Source organism: Streptomyces corallincola, from assembly GCF_019104725.1.
Classification (GTDB): Bacteria; Actinomycetota; Actinomycetes; order Streptomycetales; family Streptomycetaceae; genus Streptomyces; species Streptomyces corallincola.
In genome coordinates this window covers 82,585-98,655 of the sequence record NZ_JAHRXF010000022.1, presented here as the reverse complement: position 1 = coordinate 98,655, position 16,071 = coordinate 82,585, and the positions used below count along the sequence as shown (strand labels likewise).

Here is a 16,071-nt window from a genome sequence, read left to right as displayed (position 1 = left end):
CGTGGGGGGGGGGCGGTTTTGGGGGGGGGGGGGGGGGTGCTCGGGGTGCGGGTGGGGCCGCCGGGTCCGGGCCCACGGTGACCACCGGGCCGATCACGATGACCGCCGGGGGCCGTACGTCCTGCTCGCGGGCGGTGTCGGCGGCCGTGGCGAGGGTGGCGTCCACCCGGCGCTGCGCGGCGGTCGTGCCCTCCTGCACGAAGGCGACCGGGGTCTCGGGCGGCCTGCCGTGCGCGACGAGGGTGTCCGCGATCTTCCCGATCTTGTCCACGCCCATCAGGACGACCAGGGTGCCGCTGAGTCCGGCCAGCGAGGGCCAGTCGATGAGCGAGCGGGCGTCGTCGGGGGCGACATGGCCGCTGACCACGGTGAACTCGTGGGCCACGCCCCGGTGGGTGACCGGGATTCCGGCCGCGCCCGGTACCGAGATCGAGCTGGAGATACCGGGGACGACCGTGCAGGGGATGCCGGCCTCCGCGAGCGCCCGCATCTCCTCCATGCCCCGGCCGAAGACGAACGGGTCGCCGCCCTTGAGGCGTACGACGGACTTGCCCTGCTTGGCGTGCTCGATCAGGGCGTTGTTGATCGCCTCCTGGGCCATGTAGCGGCCGTAGGGGATCTTCGCGGCGTCGATGACCTCGACGTGCGGGGGGAGTTCGGCGAGGAGGTCGCGCGGGCCCAGGCGGTCGGCTATCACCACGTCGGCCTCCGCGAGCAGGCGGCGGCCGCGCACGGTGATCAGGTCCGGGTCGCCGGGGCCACCGCCGACCAGGGCGACACCGGGGGTACGGGTGCGGTGGTGCGGGGCGACCAGGGTGCCGTCGCGCAGGCCCGCGACGACCGCGTCCCGGATGGCGGCGGTGTGCCGGGGGTCCCGGCCGCGCGCGTCGGTGGTGAGGACGGCGACCGTGACGCCCGCGCTGGTGCCGGTGGCGGGGGTCCACGCGGTCGCTCGGTCGGCGTCGTCGGCGCGGACGCACCACACGCGACGCTGTTCGGCCTCGGCGGAGGCGGCGGTGTTGGCGGCCGGGTCGTCGGTGGCGATGAGGGCGTACCACGCGTCGGTGAGGTCGCCCTCGGCGTACGGGCGGCGCTCCCAGGTCACCTCGCCCGCGTCCGCCATCGCCTCCACGGAGGGCGTCGCCCGCGGCGAGACCAGCAGGATGTCCGCCCCGGCCGCGATCAGCGCGGGCAGCCTGCGCTGGGCCACCTGTCCGGCGCCCAGCACGACGACGCGGCGTCCCGAGAGGCGCAGGCCCACGGGGTAGGCGGGGGGTTCGGCCATGACGGCTCCTCTCGGGCGGGGCGATGGTCCTGACGTGCGGATTTTAGGTTACGGGGGAGGTGGGGGCGGGTGGGTGTCCGGATGGGGGGACGCGAAGGGGTTCCAGGGGCCGGAAACCCTGGTGGTCCGGGGGGCCGGTAAGCGGTGCCCGGCGTGGGGGCGCTGTCCGCCTCCGGGTGGGTGACCGTTAGGCGTGCCCTTGCGCGCGGTCCTCGGTCAGCCGTTCCGGTCCGGGGGCGGTGGGTCGTAGAGGGCGAGTTCGGTGGGGCCGGGGGGCTGGAAGGAGCGCGCATAGTCCGCGAGCTGCGCGCGCCCGACCGGGGCGGTTCTCGGCGTCCCCGCCCGGCGGCGGGCCTCCAGGCGGCTGGCCAACTCCTGCAGGGGGACGGGGAGATGGCGGAGTTCCACAGGGACGCCGAGGGCGCGGGCGGCCCGGCGCTTCTCGTCGCGTTCGGCACGCGCCCAGAAACCGAACTCCAAGATGACGGTCTGCCCCAGCCGCAGCAGATCCTGGGCGTGGCCCCAGAGGCGCCGTTCCAGCCGGTCGCGGGCCGGTGCGTCGAACAGGTCGGTACCGAGGTCCGTCAGCCACTCGTCGGGGCAGAGCCGTACCGCCGGGATCTCGGCCGCCAGGCGCCGGGCGAGGGTGGTCTTCCCGGAGCCGGGGAGTCCGCAGAGGAGGATGAGCCTGGGGGCGGGGGTGTCGCCGGAGCGGGGGGACCGGGACATCCGAAGGCTCCTCGCGGGGGCGGGCGACGGGTGACGGTCCCGCGCCCGTCGGGTGCGGGACCGTCAAGTAGCAGTCGGTACGGGCCGGTTGGTGCTACTTCTCCGTGACTCCCGCCGAGTCGAAGGTCGCCACCTCGTGCATCGCGCGGGCCGTGCTCTGGACCAGGGGCAGGGCGAGGAGGGCGCCGGTGCCTTCGCCGAGGCGGAGATCGAGGTCCACGAGGGGGCGGAGACCGAGCTTGTTGAGGGCGGCGACGTGACCGGGCTCGGCGCTGCGGTGTCCGGCGATGCAGGCGGCCAGGACCTCGGGGGCGATGGCACGGGCGACGAGGGCCGCGGCTCCCGCGCTGACACCGTCGAGGATGACCGGCGTACGCAGGGACGCGCCGCCGAGCAGCAGGCCGACCAGGGCCGCGTGCTCGAAACCGCCGACGGCGGCGAGGACGCCGAGCGGGTCGGCCGGGTCGGGCCGGTGGACGTCGAGGGCGCGGCGGACCACCTCCGTCTTGCGGGCCAGCGTCTCGTCGTTGATGCCGGTGCCCCGGCCGGTGACCTCGGCGGGGTCGGCGCCGGTGAAGACGGAGATCAGCGCGGCGGAGGCGGTGGTGTTGGCGATGCCCATCTCACCGGTGAGCAGCGCCTTGTTGCCCGCCGCCACGAGGTCGCGGGCGGTCTCGATGCCGACCTCGACGGCGGCCTTGGCCTCCTCGCGGGTCATCGCGGGCCCGGTCGTCATGTCGGAGGTGCCGCCCCGGATCTTGCGGGGCAACAGGCCGGGCGTGGACGGCAGTTCGGCGGCGACGCCGACGTCCACGACGCACACCTCGGCGCCGACCTGCGCGGCGAACGCGTTGCAGACCGCTCCCCCGCCGAGGAAGTTGGCCACCATCTGCGCAGTGACCTCCTGCGGCCAGGGGGTGACACCCTGGGCGTGCACCCCGTGGTCACCGGCGAACACGGCGACGGCCGCGGGCTCCGGGATGGGCGGCGGGCACTGCCGGGACAGCCCGGCGAGCTGCGCGGAGATGATCTCCAGCATGCCGAGCGCACCGGCCGGTTTGGTCATCCGCTTCTGCCGCTCCCACGCCTCCCCAAGCGCCTTGGCGTCCAGCGGGCGGATCTGCGCGACGGTCTCGGCGAGCAGGTCGTGGGGCTCCTCCCCGGGCAGGGCGCGACGGCCGTACGTCTCCTCGTGCACGACCCAGGACAGCGGACGGCGCTTGGACCACCCGGCCTGCATCAGCTCGGGCTCCTCCGGGAACTCGTCCACGTACCCGACGCACAGGTACGCCACGACCTCCAGGTGCTCGGGCAGGCCGAGCGCGCGGACCATCTCCCGCTCGTCGAAGAAGCTGACCCAGCCGACACCGAGTCCTTCGGCACGCGCGGCGAGCCACAGGTTCTCCACGGCGAGCGCGGAGGAGTACGGCGCCATCTGCGGCTGGGTGTGCCGACCGAGGGTGTGACGGCCGCCGCGGGTGGGGTCGGCGGTGACGACGATGTTGACCGGGGTGTCGAGGATGGCCTCGATCTTCAGTTCCTTGAACTGCTTGGCCCGGCCCTTGGGCAGCGACTTCGCGTACGCGTCGCGCTGACGCACGGCCAGTTCGTGCATCGCGCGGCGGGTCTCGGCGGACCGGATGACGACGAAGTCCCAGGGCTGCGAGTGCCCGACGGAGGGCGCGGTGTGCGCGGCCTCCAGCACGCGCAGCAGCACCTCGTGCGGGATCGGGTCGTCACGGAAGCCGTTGCGGATGTCGCGGCGCTCGCGCATGACCTTCAGCACGGCGGCGCGCTCGGCGTCGTCGTAGCCGGGTGCGGCCGGACCGGTGGACCGGCGCGCCTCGTCCGCCGGGGGCGCGGCCTCCTCGGCGTCCTCCTGGTCGGCGGCCCTGGTCTCCAGGTCGTCGGCGCTCTGCGCGGGAACGGCGTCCTGGAGCGCGGCCCGCGCCGACTCGGCGTCACGGGGCGCCGGAACCGTGGGCACCTGCTCCGGTACGTCCAGCACCGGCAGCACCAGCGGCTGCGGCGGGGTCGGCGCGAGGTGCGGGGTGGTGGGGACCTGTCCCTCGACCGGCACGAACTGGCCGAGCGGCGCATCGGGTACGACGTGCGGCACGGGGTCGGCGAGCGGGCCGACCGGCTCCGGGTACGGCTCCGGCTCCACGGCCGCCGGGACGGGGGCCTGCGGCGCCGGGGCCTCCGGCAGGACGGCCCGGATCTGCGGACCGGCCGGGGCGGGGACGGTGGCCGCCCGGGGGGCCGTGTCGGCGGGGTGGACCGCCAGCGTCTCGGCTCCCGGCGCGGGCTCGGGAGCCGGGGCGGGTGCCTCGGCGGGAAGGGGCTCGGGTTCGGCGGCGAGCGGTTCGGGCTCGGCTACGGCCGTCCGCCGGGCGGGGTCGGGTGCCTCGGCGGCAGGCTCGGCCGCCTCCGCGAGCAGCGCGTCCAGGGCGGAGTCGGCGGCGGTCGGCAGGGGCTCGGGGGCCCCCTCGGGAGCCTGGTCCACGGCGGGGGTGGGTTCGGCGGGTACGGCGGCTTCGGCTACGACGGGCGCAGTGCCGACGGGCTCGGCGGCGACGGGCTCGGGGAGCACCGGCTCCGGCTGCGCCTCGACCCGTACGGCTTCGGAGGCCGGGGGGACATCGGGGGCCGGAGCGCCTTCGGCAACCGGGGCAACCTCGGCGGCCGGGGCGGCCTCGTGGATCGGAGCTGCCCCGGGCACGGGCACGGCCTCCGTGAGCGGCGCCTCCTCCCGCGTCAACTCCGCCTCGGACACCGGGACTTCCTCCGGCACCGGAACGTCCTCGGGCACCGCGACCGCATCCACGACCGGAGCGGGCTCCGGGGCCGGGACAGCCGCGGGGGTCTCCGTGACCTCGGGGGCTGCGACAGCCTCGGGCACTCCCCCGGCCTCCGCACCGGGCTGCTCCGGGGTGCCCTCTTCGGGGATCTGCGGGACGACAGCCTCGGCAACCGGGCCAACGGCTTCCGGGGCAAAGGCTTCCGGGGCAAAGGCTTCCGGGGCGACGGCTTCCGGGTCAACGGCCTCCGGAGCGACACCCTCCACCGGCTCGGCGACGCCCTCTTCGGCAACGCGCCCCGGCTCGACAACTCCGGCGGGCTCCACGGACGCGGGCGGCTCGGGCACCTCACCCGTACCGGCCTCACCCGTACCGGCCTCACCCGTACCGGCCTCGCCCGCATCCGCGGGCTCCGGGACGTACACCCCGTCGTGCCCGTGCACCGACTGCATCCCGTCGTGCCCGTGGACGCCCTGCGGCGTGGGGGCGGCCTGGGTGGCGAGCCGGGTCAGTGTCGCCTGGGCGACATCGGCCGTACCGGTGTCCGAGGACGGGGAAGGAGACGAGGCCGGGGACGAGGCCGGGAAGGCGGGGACGGCCGGGTCAACCGTTTCCGCAACCGGTGCGGCCCAGCCGTCCGGCTGCGCGGGCACCGGCGCGGCGGCGGGCGCGGCGGGCGCCGTGACGGCATGGAGCCGCTGCACCGGCGCCCCGGCGGGGCCGCGGTCCGCGAGGGAGCGGACCGGACCGGCGGAGGCGTTGGGGATGGGCGGGCCGAGGTGCAGCGGTCGGCGCGGCGGCTGCTGCGCGGCGGCGGTCGCGTCGTGCGGGGTGGAGAGGATGGGCGACGGCGGCACGGAGACCGGCCCCGGATCGGGCAGGCGTACGCCGCTGAGGTCCACGGAGCCACTGTCCCGTCCGGCCGTCTCGTGCGGGCCGGGCTGGTGGACGGCTTCGACGACGGGTTCGGGAGCGGGCGGCGGCACCTCGTTGCCCCACGCGCCCTGGGCACCCGGCAGCAGCAGGTCCTCGTCCTCGGCGGGTGCCTCGGAGAGGTAGGCGTACGCGCCGTGCGCACCGGCGCCCGGCGGTTCCGCCATGCCTGCGCTCTCCGGCTGTCCCTCTTCCGGGCCCTGGCCGGTGTCGGTCATGCGTACCCCTCGCCCATCGGTTAGTGCTCTCTACGGCCGGCTCACCCGGAACGGCGCACCGACCGCCTCACAGTGAAGAACGAGCGTGCGTGCCGAGCGGCACGAACGACCCGCCGGAAAAGGCGACAAAGCCATTCAGTGGCATTGTCCCGGCCGTCCCGCCCCGGCGACAGCATGATCCGGGACTTCCGCTGTGGACTGCGCCACGTCGCGCGTCCTCGGGTTGCGCTGTACCACGCCCGCCCCAAGGCGAACGCGTTTCAGGGACATTGGCGTACGACGTTCCGGTCCACAGCTGCGGTACAACGATCGGCCAGCCTACCGCGCGCGGTACGACAACCCGATCACGGGGCGCGGTCGGGCAGGACCCCGCTGAGCAGGAACGCGACGTTCCGTTCGGTCTCCGTCCAGGCGCGGGTGTCGAGTTCGACGGACTGGAGCAGGGCGCATTCGACGTGGTACCCGTGCTCGGTCAGGCCCCGGCCGACGAGTTCGGCCTCGTCGCGGGTGGCGGCGTGGGTGACGATGCGCTGCGGGCGGCGGTCGGCCACGGCGGAGACGACGGCCGCTCCCCCGCCGCCGATCCGTACGACGTCGGGTTCGGGCAGGTTCTCCAGCACGTGCGGGGCGCTGCCCGCCACGATCTGCAACTGGACCCCGTACCGGCGGGCGGCGGCGTCGGTGCGGGCGCAGGCGGCCGGGAGCCGGTCCACGGCGATGACGGCGGCACCGGCGCGGGCGGCCTCGACGGCGAAGGCACCGGCGCCGCAGCCGATGTCCCAGAGGAGGTCCCCGGTCCGGGGTCCGAGGCGTGCGAGCTGGGCCGCGCGGACGTGTCCGGCACCGCCCTCGCCGAGATCGCCGCCGTACTCCTCGTCGGGCAGGACCCAGCCACGCGGACCGGCGCCGGGATCGCGCCCGGCGATCCAGCCGCCGTCCCCGCCCGCACCGGGGGTACCGCCGACGACGATGACCACGTTGGGGTCGCGCCAGGTGTGGTCAGGAGCCTTGTCGGAGGTGACGACGGAGACCTGTTCGCGGTCGGTGCCGAGTTCCTCGCAGATGACGAAGGTGCGGTGCACGCCCTCCATCAGCAGGCCGAGTTCGGCGGGTCCGGCGCCGGGCGAGGTGAGGACGGCGACCTTGGTGTGGGCGCGGCACACGTTGACGGCCCTGCGCAGCGTACGGGGGTGGGCGACGACCACCTGTGCGTCGTCCCAGGGCATTCCGGCGCGGGCGAAGGCGCTCGCCACGGAGGAGACGGCGGGGACGACCTCGACCTCCAGGCCGAACTCCGGTGCGCGCAGGGTGCGTACGACGCCGAAGAAGCCGGGGTCGCCGTCGGCGAGGACGACGGCGGTGCCCCGGTGTCCGGCGATGCGGCGGGCGGCGAGGGCGACGCTGCCGAGGCGGACGCGTTCGGCGCCGGGCGGGATCTCGGGGAGCGCCAGGTGGTGGGCGGCGCCCGCGACGAGGGTGGCGGCGGCGAGCGCGGCACGTGCGGCGTCGGTGGGCGGCGAGCCGTCCCAGCCGATCACCGTGACCCGGTCGGCCATCGTCGTCAGTCTCCCGCTCTCACTGGTCGTCAGGTGCGTTCGGGCGCGGTGCCGCCGGGGGCGGGTGCCGCGAGGTTACCCGGTGAAGGTAGCGGACGGGCGGGGCGGCGGCGCCGGGCGGGGTACGCCCCGGCGGCCGGGCCCCACTGTGCGGGAACGGTTCGCCGGGCGGGGGCGGCGCGCGGGTGGTTCAGTTCCAGTCGGAGTACGTGCCGAAGCCGCCGGTCTCGGCGAGCTGTTCGTCGGCGCCCTCCAGGTCCTCCGGGAGCAGGCTCCAGACGATGAAGTCGGTGCGCTGGTCGGTCCAGGTGCCGTCCTCGGTGCGGACGTGCACTATGCAGGCGTTGCGCAGCACGCCCTCGCTGATGCAGCCGATCTTCTGCGCGACCTGCTGGGAGGCGGTGTTGTCGGCGGCGGTGCGCAGCTCGATGCGCTCGAACCTCTGGTCGTGGAAAAGCCATTGGGCGGCGGCGAGGGCGGCCTCGGAGGCGTATCCCTCGCCGCGCGCCCAGGGGGCGACGATGTACGACAGCTCGGTGGAGCGGATCCGCCAGTCGGTGCGGCCGAGTTGGATGACGCCGACCAGGCGCTGGGTGAGGAACTCGGTGACGGCGAGGTCCAGTCCGCGTCCGGAGGCGCGTTCGGCGGGGGCGTAGCCGTCGATCCAGTGGCGGGCGGCGTCCTCGGTGTACGGCTGGGGGACGCTGGTCCAGGCGGCGACCTGCTCGTCGTTCATCATCGCGGCGAGCGCGGGCGCGTCGTCCTCGTCGAGGGGGCGCAGCACCAACCGCTCCGTGCTGATGGAGATGTTGGGGAAGGTGCTCGTCATGCGCCGCTCCATAACGTTCGAGGCTCCCTGTCCTTCGAAAGCGGATGCCCGAGCCGGGCTCCGGGACCGCCGGGGTGCTGCTGAACTGCCCAGCATGCAGCATCGGACGGCGGGATCGCACAACGGGGTCGCGCGAGGGGGCCGTCTCGCGGCGCGGGAGACGACCCCCTCGCGGTGCGGTCGGAACGAGGGGACGAACAAGCCCCGGCACGTGTCCTCGACGGCCCTCTTCACCTCGGGCGGGGTGAACGGCTTGCCGACGCGCGGGTCCTTCTGGTCACCCTTCCCGACGGCGAGGAGGTCGCCGTGGGGGCTGTCCTGCGCGGACTCCGGACCGGTGGGTTCAGGAGCGGACGGTGATCTCGGTTCCGGCCCCGGATTCCCGTACCCGCAGGGCGGAGAGGTCGGGGACGACGAGGTCGGCGTCGAGGTCGGCGGCTCGGTGGGTCGTGGCGAGGGCCACGGTCGTCATCCCGGCCGCGCGGCCCGCCGCGAGTCCGGCGGGGGCGTCCTCGAAGACCACGCAGTGCGCGGGATCGACGCCGAGGGTTTGGGCGGCGAGCAGATAGGGCTCGGGGTCGGGCTTGCCCCGGCGGACGTCGTCGGCGGCGATCAGTGTCTTGGGGGTGATGCCGACGGCACCGAGCCGGGCCTCCGCGAGCCGCCGGGTGGCGGAGGTGACGACCGCCCAGCGGTCGGCGGGCAGCGCGTCCAGCAGCTCACGGGTGCCGGGCAGCAGCCGTACGCCCCCACCGGCCACGTCCGTGACCTCCAGCTCCTCGATCCGGGCGACCGCCTCGGGGACGAGGTCGGCGGGCAGCAGGTCGGCGACGATCTCGGCGGCGGTCCGGCCGTGCAGCCGGATGCGCCCGAACTGCTCGGCGGTCACTCCGTACTCCCCCGCCCAGCGCGTCCAGCAGCGCTCGACGGACTCCAGGGAGGAGACGAGGGTGCCGTCGTTGTCGAACAGGAGGGCGCGGGCGTGGAGGGTCATGCGTCCGACCCTACGAGACCGGGCGCGCTCCCCCGGCCACGGGGCGGGCGTACGCCGGGGGCGGCGGCGGGGGTCCCTTTGGGCCGTATTAAGGTCACCGCATGCTCAATGCCCTGACGCTGCTCACCGGCGTCGCCGCGCTGCTGCTCGCCGCCTGGTGCGGCTGGGCCGCCTACCGGGACCAGCCCACCAAGGACTGGCACTTCATCGGCATGGCCGTGGTGTCGGTGCTGGCGCTGGCGCAGCTGGTCACCGGCATCGTGCTGCTGGCGCGCGGGGAGAGGCCGGAGCAGGGCACGACGATCTTCGTGGCGTATCTGCTGGGCTCCTTCGCCTGCGTCCCGGCCGCCGGGTTCATGTCGCTGGGCGAGCGCACCCGCTGGGGCTCGGTGACGGTCGCCGCCGCCGGGATCGTCCTCGCCGTGCTGGAAGTACGGCTCTACGACATCTGGGGAGGCTGACGTGGCGGACGTCGAGAGGACCGGCGCGACCACGTCGTCAACGGCCGCGGCGGAACGGACCGCGGGAGAACCGGCCGGGACCGCACCGGCCGGGCGGAAGCGGGCCCGGCTGATCAGCGGCCCCGGCCTGCTGCTCGTCTGGTTCTACGGCGTGATGGTGGTCGGCGCGCTGTCCCGCTCGGTGTACGAGATGTCCACCGACTTCGGCCGGGCCCCGCTCGCCTACGCGCTGTCCGCGCTCGCTGGCCTGGTCTACGCGTTCATCACGTACACCCTGGTGCGCGGTGGGGAGACGGCCCGCCGGGCGGCGCTGGTGTGCTGCGCCGCCGAGCTGGCGGGCGTGCTGATCGTCGGCACCTGGACCCTGGTCGAGCCGTCGGCGTTCCCCGACTCGACCGTGTGGTCCGACTACGGCATGGGCTACGTGTTCATCCCGGTACTGCTGCCGCTGTCCGCGATCCGCTGGCTGCGCCGGGCGGAACGGGACACCGCGACCGCGTAGCGCCGGGCCGCCGCGCGGCCGTCAGGCGGTGGCGGCGTACACCCCGGCCGACTTCTCCAGGACGATCATCTCCACGCCGTCCGCGCCGGTGGAGCGGCCGACGGCCTCGTAGCCGACGCGCCGGTACAGGCGCAGGCTGTGCTCGCTGCGGTGGCCGGTGTGCAGCCGGAACCGGGTGGCGCCGCGCTGCTCGGCGAGCGCGGTCTCGGCGGCGCGCAGCAGCCGGGCGCCGATGCCGTGGCCCTGGAGGCGGGGGTGCACACAGAGCCCGCCGATGTCGGCGGCGCCCTCCTCGGTGAGGCGCCCGCGCACCGATCCGACCACCTCGTCCCCGAGCCGGGCGACGAACACGCAGTCGGCGGCGACCTCCTCGCGGACCGACTCCAGGGTCTGCACCAGCGGGTCGATGCGGTAGTTCCCGTACAGCGCCGCCTCGCTCTGGAAGCAGAGGTACTGGAGCTTGAAGATCTGCTCCGCGTCCTGTCCGGCCGCCCCCGCGATGGTCACGCTCATGCCCATATGCGCACGCCTCCCGCTCACCTGATCACCGATGTCCCCCACTCCTATCCCCACGCCCGGCGGGCCGCAATCTCCGGTGTGAGCAATCGCCGGAGGCATTCCAGACATCGGGCGCGTTCCGGTCCGATACTCCCCTGTGAGATACCCAACTCCCCCGCGATCTCCGGGTAGGTGAGATCCCGTACGGAGAACAGCGCGCCGAGCAGCCGGGGGCAGTGGCCGGGCAGTCGGCGCACCGCGCCCGGCAGCGCGCCGTCGCCCCCGGGGGTACGGGGAAGCGGGACGGCGGCGGGGTCGGGCGGGTCGGGGTTCCGGCGGCGCAGGGCGCGGCGGAGGCAGCGGGCCTCGGCGCGCACCGCCCGGCGCACCCAGCGTCCCGGATCGCGGGGCGGACCGTCGGCGCGCAGCCGTTCCAACAGGCGTACCCAGACGGCCTGTTCCAGATCGCCGGGCTCGCCGCCGCAGGCGGGTGCTTCGGCCGCCGCCTCGGCGGTGAGCGCGGGGCGCAGCACGGCCAGCAGGTCCAGGGTGAGCGCGGGCAGGTCGTGGATCATGTGCGCAGCGACGCGCCGCCCCGGCGGAAGGTTCCGGGACGGCGCGGGATCACCCCGATCGGGGTGCGGCGGGGGCGGCCGGTTGACACGCCTGCCGGGCGTGCGGGCCGGTGGGCTCCCGCCGGTGGGTCAGCGGGCCAGGTACTCGGCGCGGGCCCGCAGCGCGGTGTCGCCGTTGTCGGTGAACAGGCCGTCGATGCCGGTGGCGAAGTACGCCTTGAACGCGCCGAACGCGTCGCCGTAGCCGTCCGCCGAGGTGCCCTTGCGGAACTCGGCGGGCAGGAACGGGTTCTCGTTGCGCATCGTGTAGGGGTGCAGGACCAGGCCGACCCGGTGCGCGTCCGCGACCAGCGTGGAGGGCTTGGCGAGGGTGCCGTCGGCGTTGCGCGGGATGATCAGGTCCAGCGTCGGGCCGATGCCCTGCGCGTAACCGGCGATCTCCCGCAGGCCCTCGGGGCTGATCAGGTCGGCGGTGGTGCGCGGGTCGCCGGTGGCGACGAAGTCGTACGGGCGGCTGGCGGCGGCGCCGAGCAGCACGGCGAGGTTGTTGTCCACCAGCCGGTTCAGGCGCTGGATGCTGGTCGGCTCGAAGGACTGGAGGATGACCGGCGAGTCACGGCGGTCCTTGCCGTGCTGCCGGAGCAGCTTCGCCACCCGCTCCTCCAGGCCGAGGCCGAGCGCGCGGAAGTAGGTGGGGTGCTTGGTCTCGGGGTAGATCCAGACCTGCTTGCCGCGCTTGCGGGTCTGCTCGTCCTGCCAGTGGAGCACCTCCTCGAAGGTGGGGATTCCCCAGTGGCCGTTGTACATCGTGTTGTGCGGGCGGTTGGCCGGGATGCGCTCGATCGCGCGGAGCGTCCTCAGCTCCGCGAGCGTGAAGTCCTCGGTGAACCAGCCGGTGGTGGCGACCCCGTCCAGCGTCTTCGTGGTCTTCCGGTCGGCGAACTCCTTGTGGTCCGCGACGTCCGTGGTGCCGCCGATCTCCGGCTCGTGGCGGCAGACCAGATGCCCGTCCCTGGTGGGGACGAGGTCACCGGCCTCGACGATGTCCACGCCGAAGTCGAGGGCGAGTTCGTAGGAGCCGAAGGTGTGTTCGGGGCGGTAGCCGCTGGCGCCCCGGTGGCCGATGATCGTCGGCACCGGCAGCCCCTTGAGGCGGCGTCCGCCGTGGGACGCCGTCCCGTTCCCGGCCGCGCGGGCCGCGCCGGGCAGTCCGAGGACCGCTCCGCCCGCGCCGAGCACCGCGGCGCCGAGCAGCGCCCGTCGTCCCGTTCCCTGCGTACGGTCGTTCCCCTGGGCGCTGTCCATCTGAGCATCCTCCTGGTGTCGGGCCTTCGGTGCGGCCCGATCGTAGGGGTGCGGATGTGACGGAGGGGAGACCTGTGCCCGAACACTCGGCCGACGGGACGTGACGCGCGCAGACCGGGCCGACCGGACCGGGAGTGCCCTGCGCGGGCCGGGAGGTGACACTCCGTCGGCACCCGCGCCCCGTCCGGGGGCACCCGTACGGTGGAGGCTCCGCGCGATGTCCGTCACATCGCCGCGCCCCCACCACGGGCGTGTCACCGGCGCCCTCCGCAGGTGAACCCGTGTCAACGGCGTGTAAGACCCCGGTGAACCGTCCGCACCCGGCGTGCGTCCTGACCGGGGCCGCGAGTAATGTCCTCACCTGCACAGACTCATATCGCTCCCTCGGCACCGGAGGACCCGTTGTCCCGCTTCGCGTTCATCAAGGCAGTGCTCGGACCGGTCATGCGCCTGATGTTCCGCCCACAGGTGGAGGGCATCGAGCGCATTCCGGGAGAGGGCGCGGTGATCCTGGCCGGGAACCACCTCACCTTCATCGACTCGATCGTGCTGCCGGTCATCAGCAAGCGGCAGGTCGTGTTCATCGGCAAGGACGAGTACGTCACCGGCAAGGGGCTCAAGGGCCGGCTGATGGCCTGGTTCTTCACCGGCGTCGGCATGATCCCGGTGGACCGGGACGGCGCGAACGGCGGCGTGGCCGCGCTGATGACCGGGCGCCGGGTGCTGGAGGAGGGCCGGATCTTCGGCATCTACCCCGAGGGCACCCGCTCCCCCGACGGCCGTCTGTACCGGGGCCGCACCGGCATCGCCCGGCTCACCCTGATGACCGGCGCCCCGGTGGTCCCGTTCGCCGTGATCGGCACCGACAAGCTCCAGCCCGGCGGCCAGGGCATTCCGCGCCCCGGCAAGGTCACCGTCCGCTTCGGCGAGCCGATGGAGTTCTCCCGCTACGAGGGCATGGACCGCGACCGCTATGTGCTGCGCGCGGTGACCGACTCGGTGATGGCCGAGGTCATGCGGCTGTCCGGCCAGGAGTACGTGGACATGTACGCGACCAAGGCGAAGGCGGCCTGAGTCCGGCCGCACCCGCTTGAGGGCCCGTCCGGTGTGTCCGGGCGGGCCCTTCTCGCGTACGCGGGCCGGTCCTGGCGAGTCCCACCCCGAGCTCCCGCCTCCGTCCCCGCCCGGGCCCGCGCTCGTCAGTCCGCGCTCTCCAGCTTCTGCCCGCGCAGCAGGAACCAGGCCGCGACGGCCGTGCCGAGCAGCACCGCCGCACCGGCGCCGGACGCCAGGTGCAGGCCGTGCGTGAAGGAGTCGCGGGCCGCGTCCAGCAGGGCGTGTGCGGTCTGCGGGGGCAGGTCACGGGAGGCTTCCACCGCCGCGCCCAGCGACTCGTGGGCGCCGGGCGGGGTACCGGCCGGGCCGGTGAAGTCGCGGTAGACGCCGGTCACGATGGAGCCGAGCAGAGCGATGCCGAGGGCGGCGCCGAGTTCGTAGGCGGTCTCGGAGACGGCGGAGGCGGCGCCCGCCCGCTCCCTGGGGACGCTGGACAGGATCACGTCGGCGGTCACCGTGAAGGAGAAGCCCGCGCCGACCCCCACCACCAGCAGGGCCGCGCCGAGCACCGGGTAGCCGGTGGTGGCGCCCGCCGTGGTGAGCACGGCGAGGGCGATGCCCACGGCGGCCAGACCCCCGGAGACGACCGCGCGCACCGAGAACCGGCGGGCCGCGCGGCCCGCGACCAGCCCGGCCGCCACCGCACCGACGGCGGCGGGCAGTTCGGCGAGACCGGCCTCGAACGGGTGCCTGCCCTGGACGAGTTGGAGGAACTGGGACAGGAAGAACACCAGCCCCGACATGCCGAGCACGGTCAGCAGGTCGGCCAGCACCGCACCGCCGAACCCCCGGCGCCGGAACAGCCGCACGTCCAGCAGGGGTACCGGCATGGTGAGTTGCCGGTGCACGAAGCCGTACAGCCCGGCGGCACCGGCCAGCCCCGTGGCGAGCGCCGTCCAGGTCGGACCGTGGGTCGCGGCCTCCTTCACCGCGTACACCAGGGTGACCATGCCGACCAGGGAGAGCGCCACGCTGGGCAGGTCCCAGGGGCCGGGGCGCGGATCGCGGGACTCGGGCAGGGTCCGCAGGCCGACCAGGACCAGCACCGCCATCACGGGCAGGTTGATCAGGAACGCCGAACCCCACCAGAAGTGCTCCAGCAGGAAACCGCCGACGATCGGGCCGACGGCCGTACCGGCGGAGGCCGTGGCGCCCCAGATGCCGACGGCGAGGCTGCGCTCGCGCGGGTCGGGGAACAGGTTCCGGATCAGGGCGAGGGTGGCGGGCATCAGGGTCGCGCCCGCGACACCCAGCAGGGCGCGCGCCAGGATCATCATGCCGGGACCGGTGGCGTAGGCGTTGAGCACGGAGACCGCGCCGAACGCGGTGGCGCCCATCAGCAGGACGCGCTTGCGGCCGATCCGGTCGCCGAGGCTGCCCATCGAGACGAGCAGACCGGCGATGGCGAACGAGTAGACGTCACCGATCCACAGCAGCTGGGTGCCGGAGGGGTGCAGGTCCTCGCTGATGTACGGGGTGGCGAGACCGAGGACGGTGGCGTCCACGGCCACCAGCAGCACGGCCAGGACGAGGACCGAGAGCGCGAGCCACCGGCCCGGACGCCTCTCGGTCTCCGTCACGCGGACCGGCCGCAGGGTGCTGGTCATGATTCCTCTCCCGGTGTGTCCGGCCGTCTGTCCGGTGGGTGTCCCGCCGGGGTTACGCGCCCTGCGGCGCGGGTGTGCGCCGTACGCCGCCGAGCAGCAGCTCGACCACCATGTGCGGGAAGTCCCGTGGTGCGGCCCTGCCTTCGGTCACCGCCCAGGCGCCGGAGGCCAGCAGGCCGTACAGCGCCTCGGTGAGCCAGGCCGGGGTGAGGTCGATGCGGAACTCGCCGTCCTCCTGGCCGCGCCGGAACAGTGCGGTGAGACGGTCGTCGATGCGGTTCCAGCCCTCGTTCTGCTCCTCGCCCTCGAACAGCTGGTTCTCGGTGTAGAGGAAGGCGAGCAGTCCGGCGGCGGGCTGGATGGCGGCCACCAGCCGCCGTACGGCGTCGGCGGCCGGGCCGTCGTCCAGCCGGGCGGTGTCGAGGGCGGCCTCGCACTCGGCGATGCCGAGCGCCTCCAGGGCGCGGACGAGGGCGTCGCGCCCGGCGAAGTGGCGGTGCAGCGTGGCCCGGCTGATCCCGGCGGCCCTGGCGACCTCGTCCAGGGTCGCCGTGGACTTCCGGGTCAGCAGGGTGGCCGCGCTGCGCAGCACATGGTCACGATCCAAGGGCATGAGACAAGGGTAACCCAGGTGAGACACTGGTGTCTCACCTGGGTCGTGC

The 16,071-nt window shown here is 74.4% G+C and carries 14 protein-coding genes; 3 read left to right on the top strand and 11 right to left on the bottom strand.

Features of this window, described 5'->3' with window-relative positions:
- The 6 genes from cobA to KUM39_RS16195 all read right to left on the bottom strand — a co-directional run.
- The coding region (gene cobA, locus KUM39_RS16220; protein ID WP_246620219.1) for a uroporphyrinogen-III C-methyltransferase at positions 1-1,285 on the bottom strand (1,285 nt) is incomplete at its 3' end.
- A 216-nt stretch (positions 1,286-1,501) separates the two neighbouring features.
- Positions 1,502-2,014 carry a P-loop nucleotide/nucleoside kinase family protein gene (locus KUM39_RS16215; RefSeq protein WP_217786353.1) on the bottom strand — a complete coding sequence of 171 codons (513 nt, stop codon included), beginning with the start codon at positions 2,012-2,014 and terminating at the stop codon, positions 1,502-1,504.
- A 94-nt stretch (positions 2,015-2,108) separates the two neighbouring features.
- Positions 2,109-5,966, bottom strand: coding sequence for a nicotinate-nucleotide--dimethylbenzimidazole phosphoribosyltransferase (gene cobT, locus KUM39_RS16210; protein WP_217786352.1), 3,858 nt, complete (start codon positions 5,964-5,966; stop codon positions 2,109-2,111).
- A gap of 344 nt (positions 5,967-6,310) precedes the next feature.
- The gene (gene cbiE, locus KUM39_RS16205; RefSeq protein ID WP_217786351.1) at positions 6,311-7,522 is read right to left on the bottom strand and encodes a precorrin-6y C5,15-methyltransferase (decarboxylating) subunit CbiE; all 1,212 of its coding nucleotides are present in this window, start codon (positions 7,520-7,522) and stop codon (positions 6,311-6,313) included.
- A gap of 190 nt (positions 7,523-7,712) precedes the next feature.
- On the bottom strand, positions 7,713-8,351 hold the full coding sequence (locus KUM39_RS16200) for a GNAT family N-acetyltransferase (RefSeq protein ID WP_217786350.1): 639 nt from the start codon (positions 8,349-8,351) through the stop codon (positions 7,713-7,715).
- Between the two features lie 343 nt (positions 8,352-8,694).
- Entirely contained in the window at positions 8,695-9,345 is a 651-nt protein-coding gene (locus KUM39_RS16195; protein ID WP_217786349.1) for an HAD-IA family hydrolase, read from the bottom strand.
- Between the two features lie 101 nt (positions 9,346-9,446).
- Here KUM39_RS16195 and KUM39_RS16190 point away from each other — a divergent pair, with 101 nt between their 5' ends.
- Positions 9,447-9,806, top strand: a complete 360-nt coding sequence (locus KUM39_RS16190) for a hypothetical protein (protein WP_217786348.1) — start codon at positions 9,447-9,449, stop codon at positions 9,804-9,806.
- Position 9,807: 1 nt separating this feature from the next.
- Positions 9,808-10,308 (top strand): hypothetical protein, encoded by a 501-nt coding sequence (locus KUM39_RS16185; protein WP_372455766.1) that lies wholly within the window; start codon positions 9,808-9,810, stop codon positions 10,306-10,308.
- Positions 10,309-10,329: 21 nt separating this feature from the next.
- Here the strand turns inward: KUM39_RS16185 and KUM39_RS16180 are convergent, their stop codons facing one another.
- The 3 genes from KUM39_RS16180 to KUM39_RS16170 form a co-directional block, all read right to left on the bottom strand.
- Positions 10,330-10,827, bottom strand: a complete 498-nt coding sequence (locus KUM39_RS16180; protein WP_217786347.1) for a GNAT family N-acetyltransferase — start codon at positions 10,825-10,827, stop codon at positions 10,330-10,332.
- A gap of 44 nt (positions 10,828-10,871) precedes the next feature.
- Entirely contained in the window at positions 10,872-11,381 is a 510-nt protein-coding gene (locus KUM39_RS16175) for an RNA polymerase sigma factor (RefSeq protein ID WP_217786346.1), read from the bottom strand.
- 129 nt (positions 11,382-11,510) lie between these two features.
- A complete protein-coding gene (locus KUM39_RS16170) occupies positions 11,511-12,686 on the bottom strand; it encodes a glycerophosphodiester phosphodiesterase (RefSeq protein ID WP_217786345.1) in 1,176 nt (391 codons plus the stop codon).
- A gap of 351 nt (positions 12,687-13,037) precedes the next feature.
- Here KUM39_RS16170 and KUM39_RS16165 point away from each other — a divergent pair, with 351 nt between their 5' ends.
- The gene (locus tag KUM39_RS16165) at positions 13,038-13,760 is read left to right on the top strand and encodes a lysophospholipid acyltransferase family protein (protein WP_217786344.1); all 723 of its coding nucleotides are present in this window, start codon (positions 13,038-13,040) and stop codon (positions 13,758-13,760) included.
- 125 nt (positions 13,761-13,885) lie between these two features.
- Here KUM39_RS16165 and KUM39_RS16160 read toward each other — a convergent pair whose 3' ends face one another.
- A complete protein-coding gene (locus KUM39_RS16160) occupies positions 13,886-15,409 on the bottom strand; it encodes an MFS transporter (RefSeq protein WP_217786343.1) in 1,524 nt (507 codons plus the stop codon).
- A 52-nt stretch (positions 15,410-15,461) separates the two neighbouring features.
- Entirely contained in the window at positions 15,462-16,022 is a 561-nt protein-coding gene (locus KUM39_RS16155) for a TetR/AcrR family transcriptional regulator (RefSeq protein WP_217786342.1), read from the bottom strand.
- Positions 16,023-16,071 lie beyond the last annotated feature (49 nt).

Excerpts from the sequence above, each read along its gene's own strand:
- KUM39_RS16215 (WP_217786353.1), bottom strand. The coding sequence starts at position 2,014 with ATGTCCCGGTCCCCCCGCTCCGGCGACACCCCCGCCCCCAGGCTCATC.
- cobT (WP_217786352.1), bottom strand. The coding sequence starts at position 5,966 with ATGACCGACACCGGCCAGGGCCCGGAAGAGGGACAGCCGGAGAGCGCA.
- cbiE (WP_217786351.1), bottom strand. The coding sequence starts at position 7,522 with ATGGCCGACCGGGTCACGGTGATCGGCTGGGACGGCTCGCCGCCCACC.
- KUM39_RS16200 (WP_217786350.1), bottom strand. The coding sequence starts at position 8,351 with ATGACGAGCACCTTCCCCAACATCTCCATCAGCACGGAGCGGTTGGTG.
- KUM39_RS16195 (WP_217786349.1), bottom strand. The coding sequence starts at position 9,345 with ATGACCCTCCACGCCCGCGCCCTCCTGTTCGACAACGACGGCACCCTC.
- KUM39_RS16190 (WP_217786348.1), top strand. The coding sequence starts at position 9,447 with ATGCTCAATGCCCTGACGCTGCTCACCGGCGTCGCCGCGCTGCTGCTC.
- KUM39_RS16180 (WP_217786347.1), bottom strand. The coding sequence starts at position 10,827 with ATGGGCATGAGCGTGACCATCGCGGGGGCGGCCGGACAGGACGCGGAG.
- KUM39_RS16175 (WP_217786346.1), bottom strand. The coding sequence starts at position 11,381 with ATGATCCACGACCTGCCCGCGCTCACCCTGGACCTGCTGGCCGTGCTG.
- KUM39_RS16170 (WP_217786345.1), bottom strand. The coding sequence starts at position 12,686 with ATGGACAGCGCCCAGGGGAACGACCGTACGCAGGGAACGGGACGACGG.
- KUM39_RS16165 (WP_217786344.1), top strand. The coding sequence starts at position 13,038 with ATGTCCTCACCTGCACAGACTCATATCGCTCCCTCGGCACCGGAGGAC.
- KUM39_RS16160 (WP_217786343.1), bottom strand. The coding sequence starts at position 15,409 with ATGACCAGCACCCTGCGGCCGGTCCGCGTGACGGAGACCGAGAGGCGT.
- KUM39_RS16155 (WP_217786342.1), bottom strand. The coding sequence starts at position 16,022 with ATGCCCTTGGATCGTGACCATGTGCTGCGCAGCGCGGCCACCCTGCTG.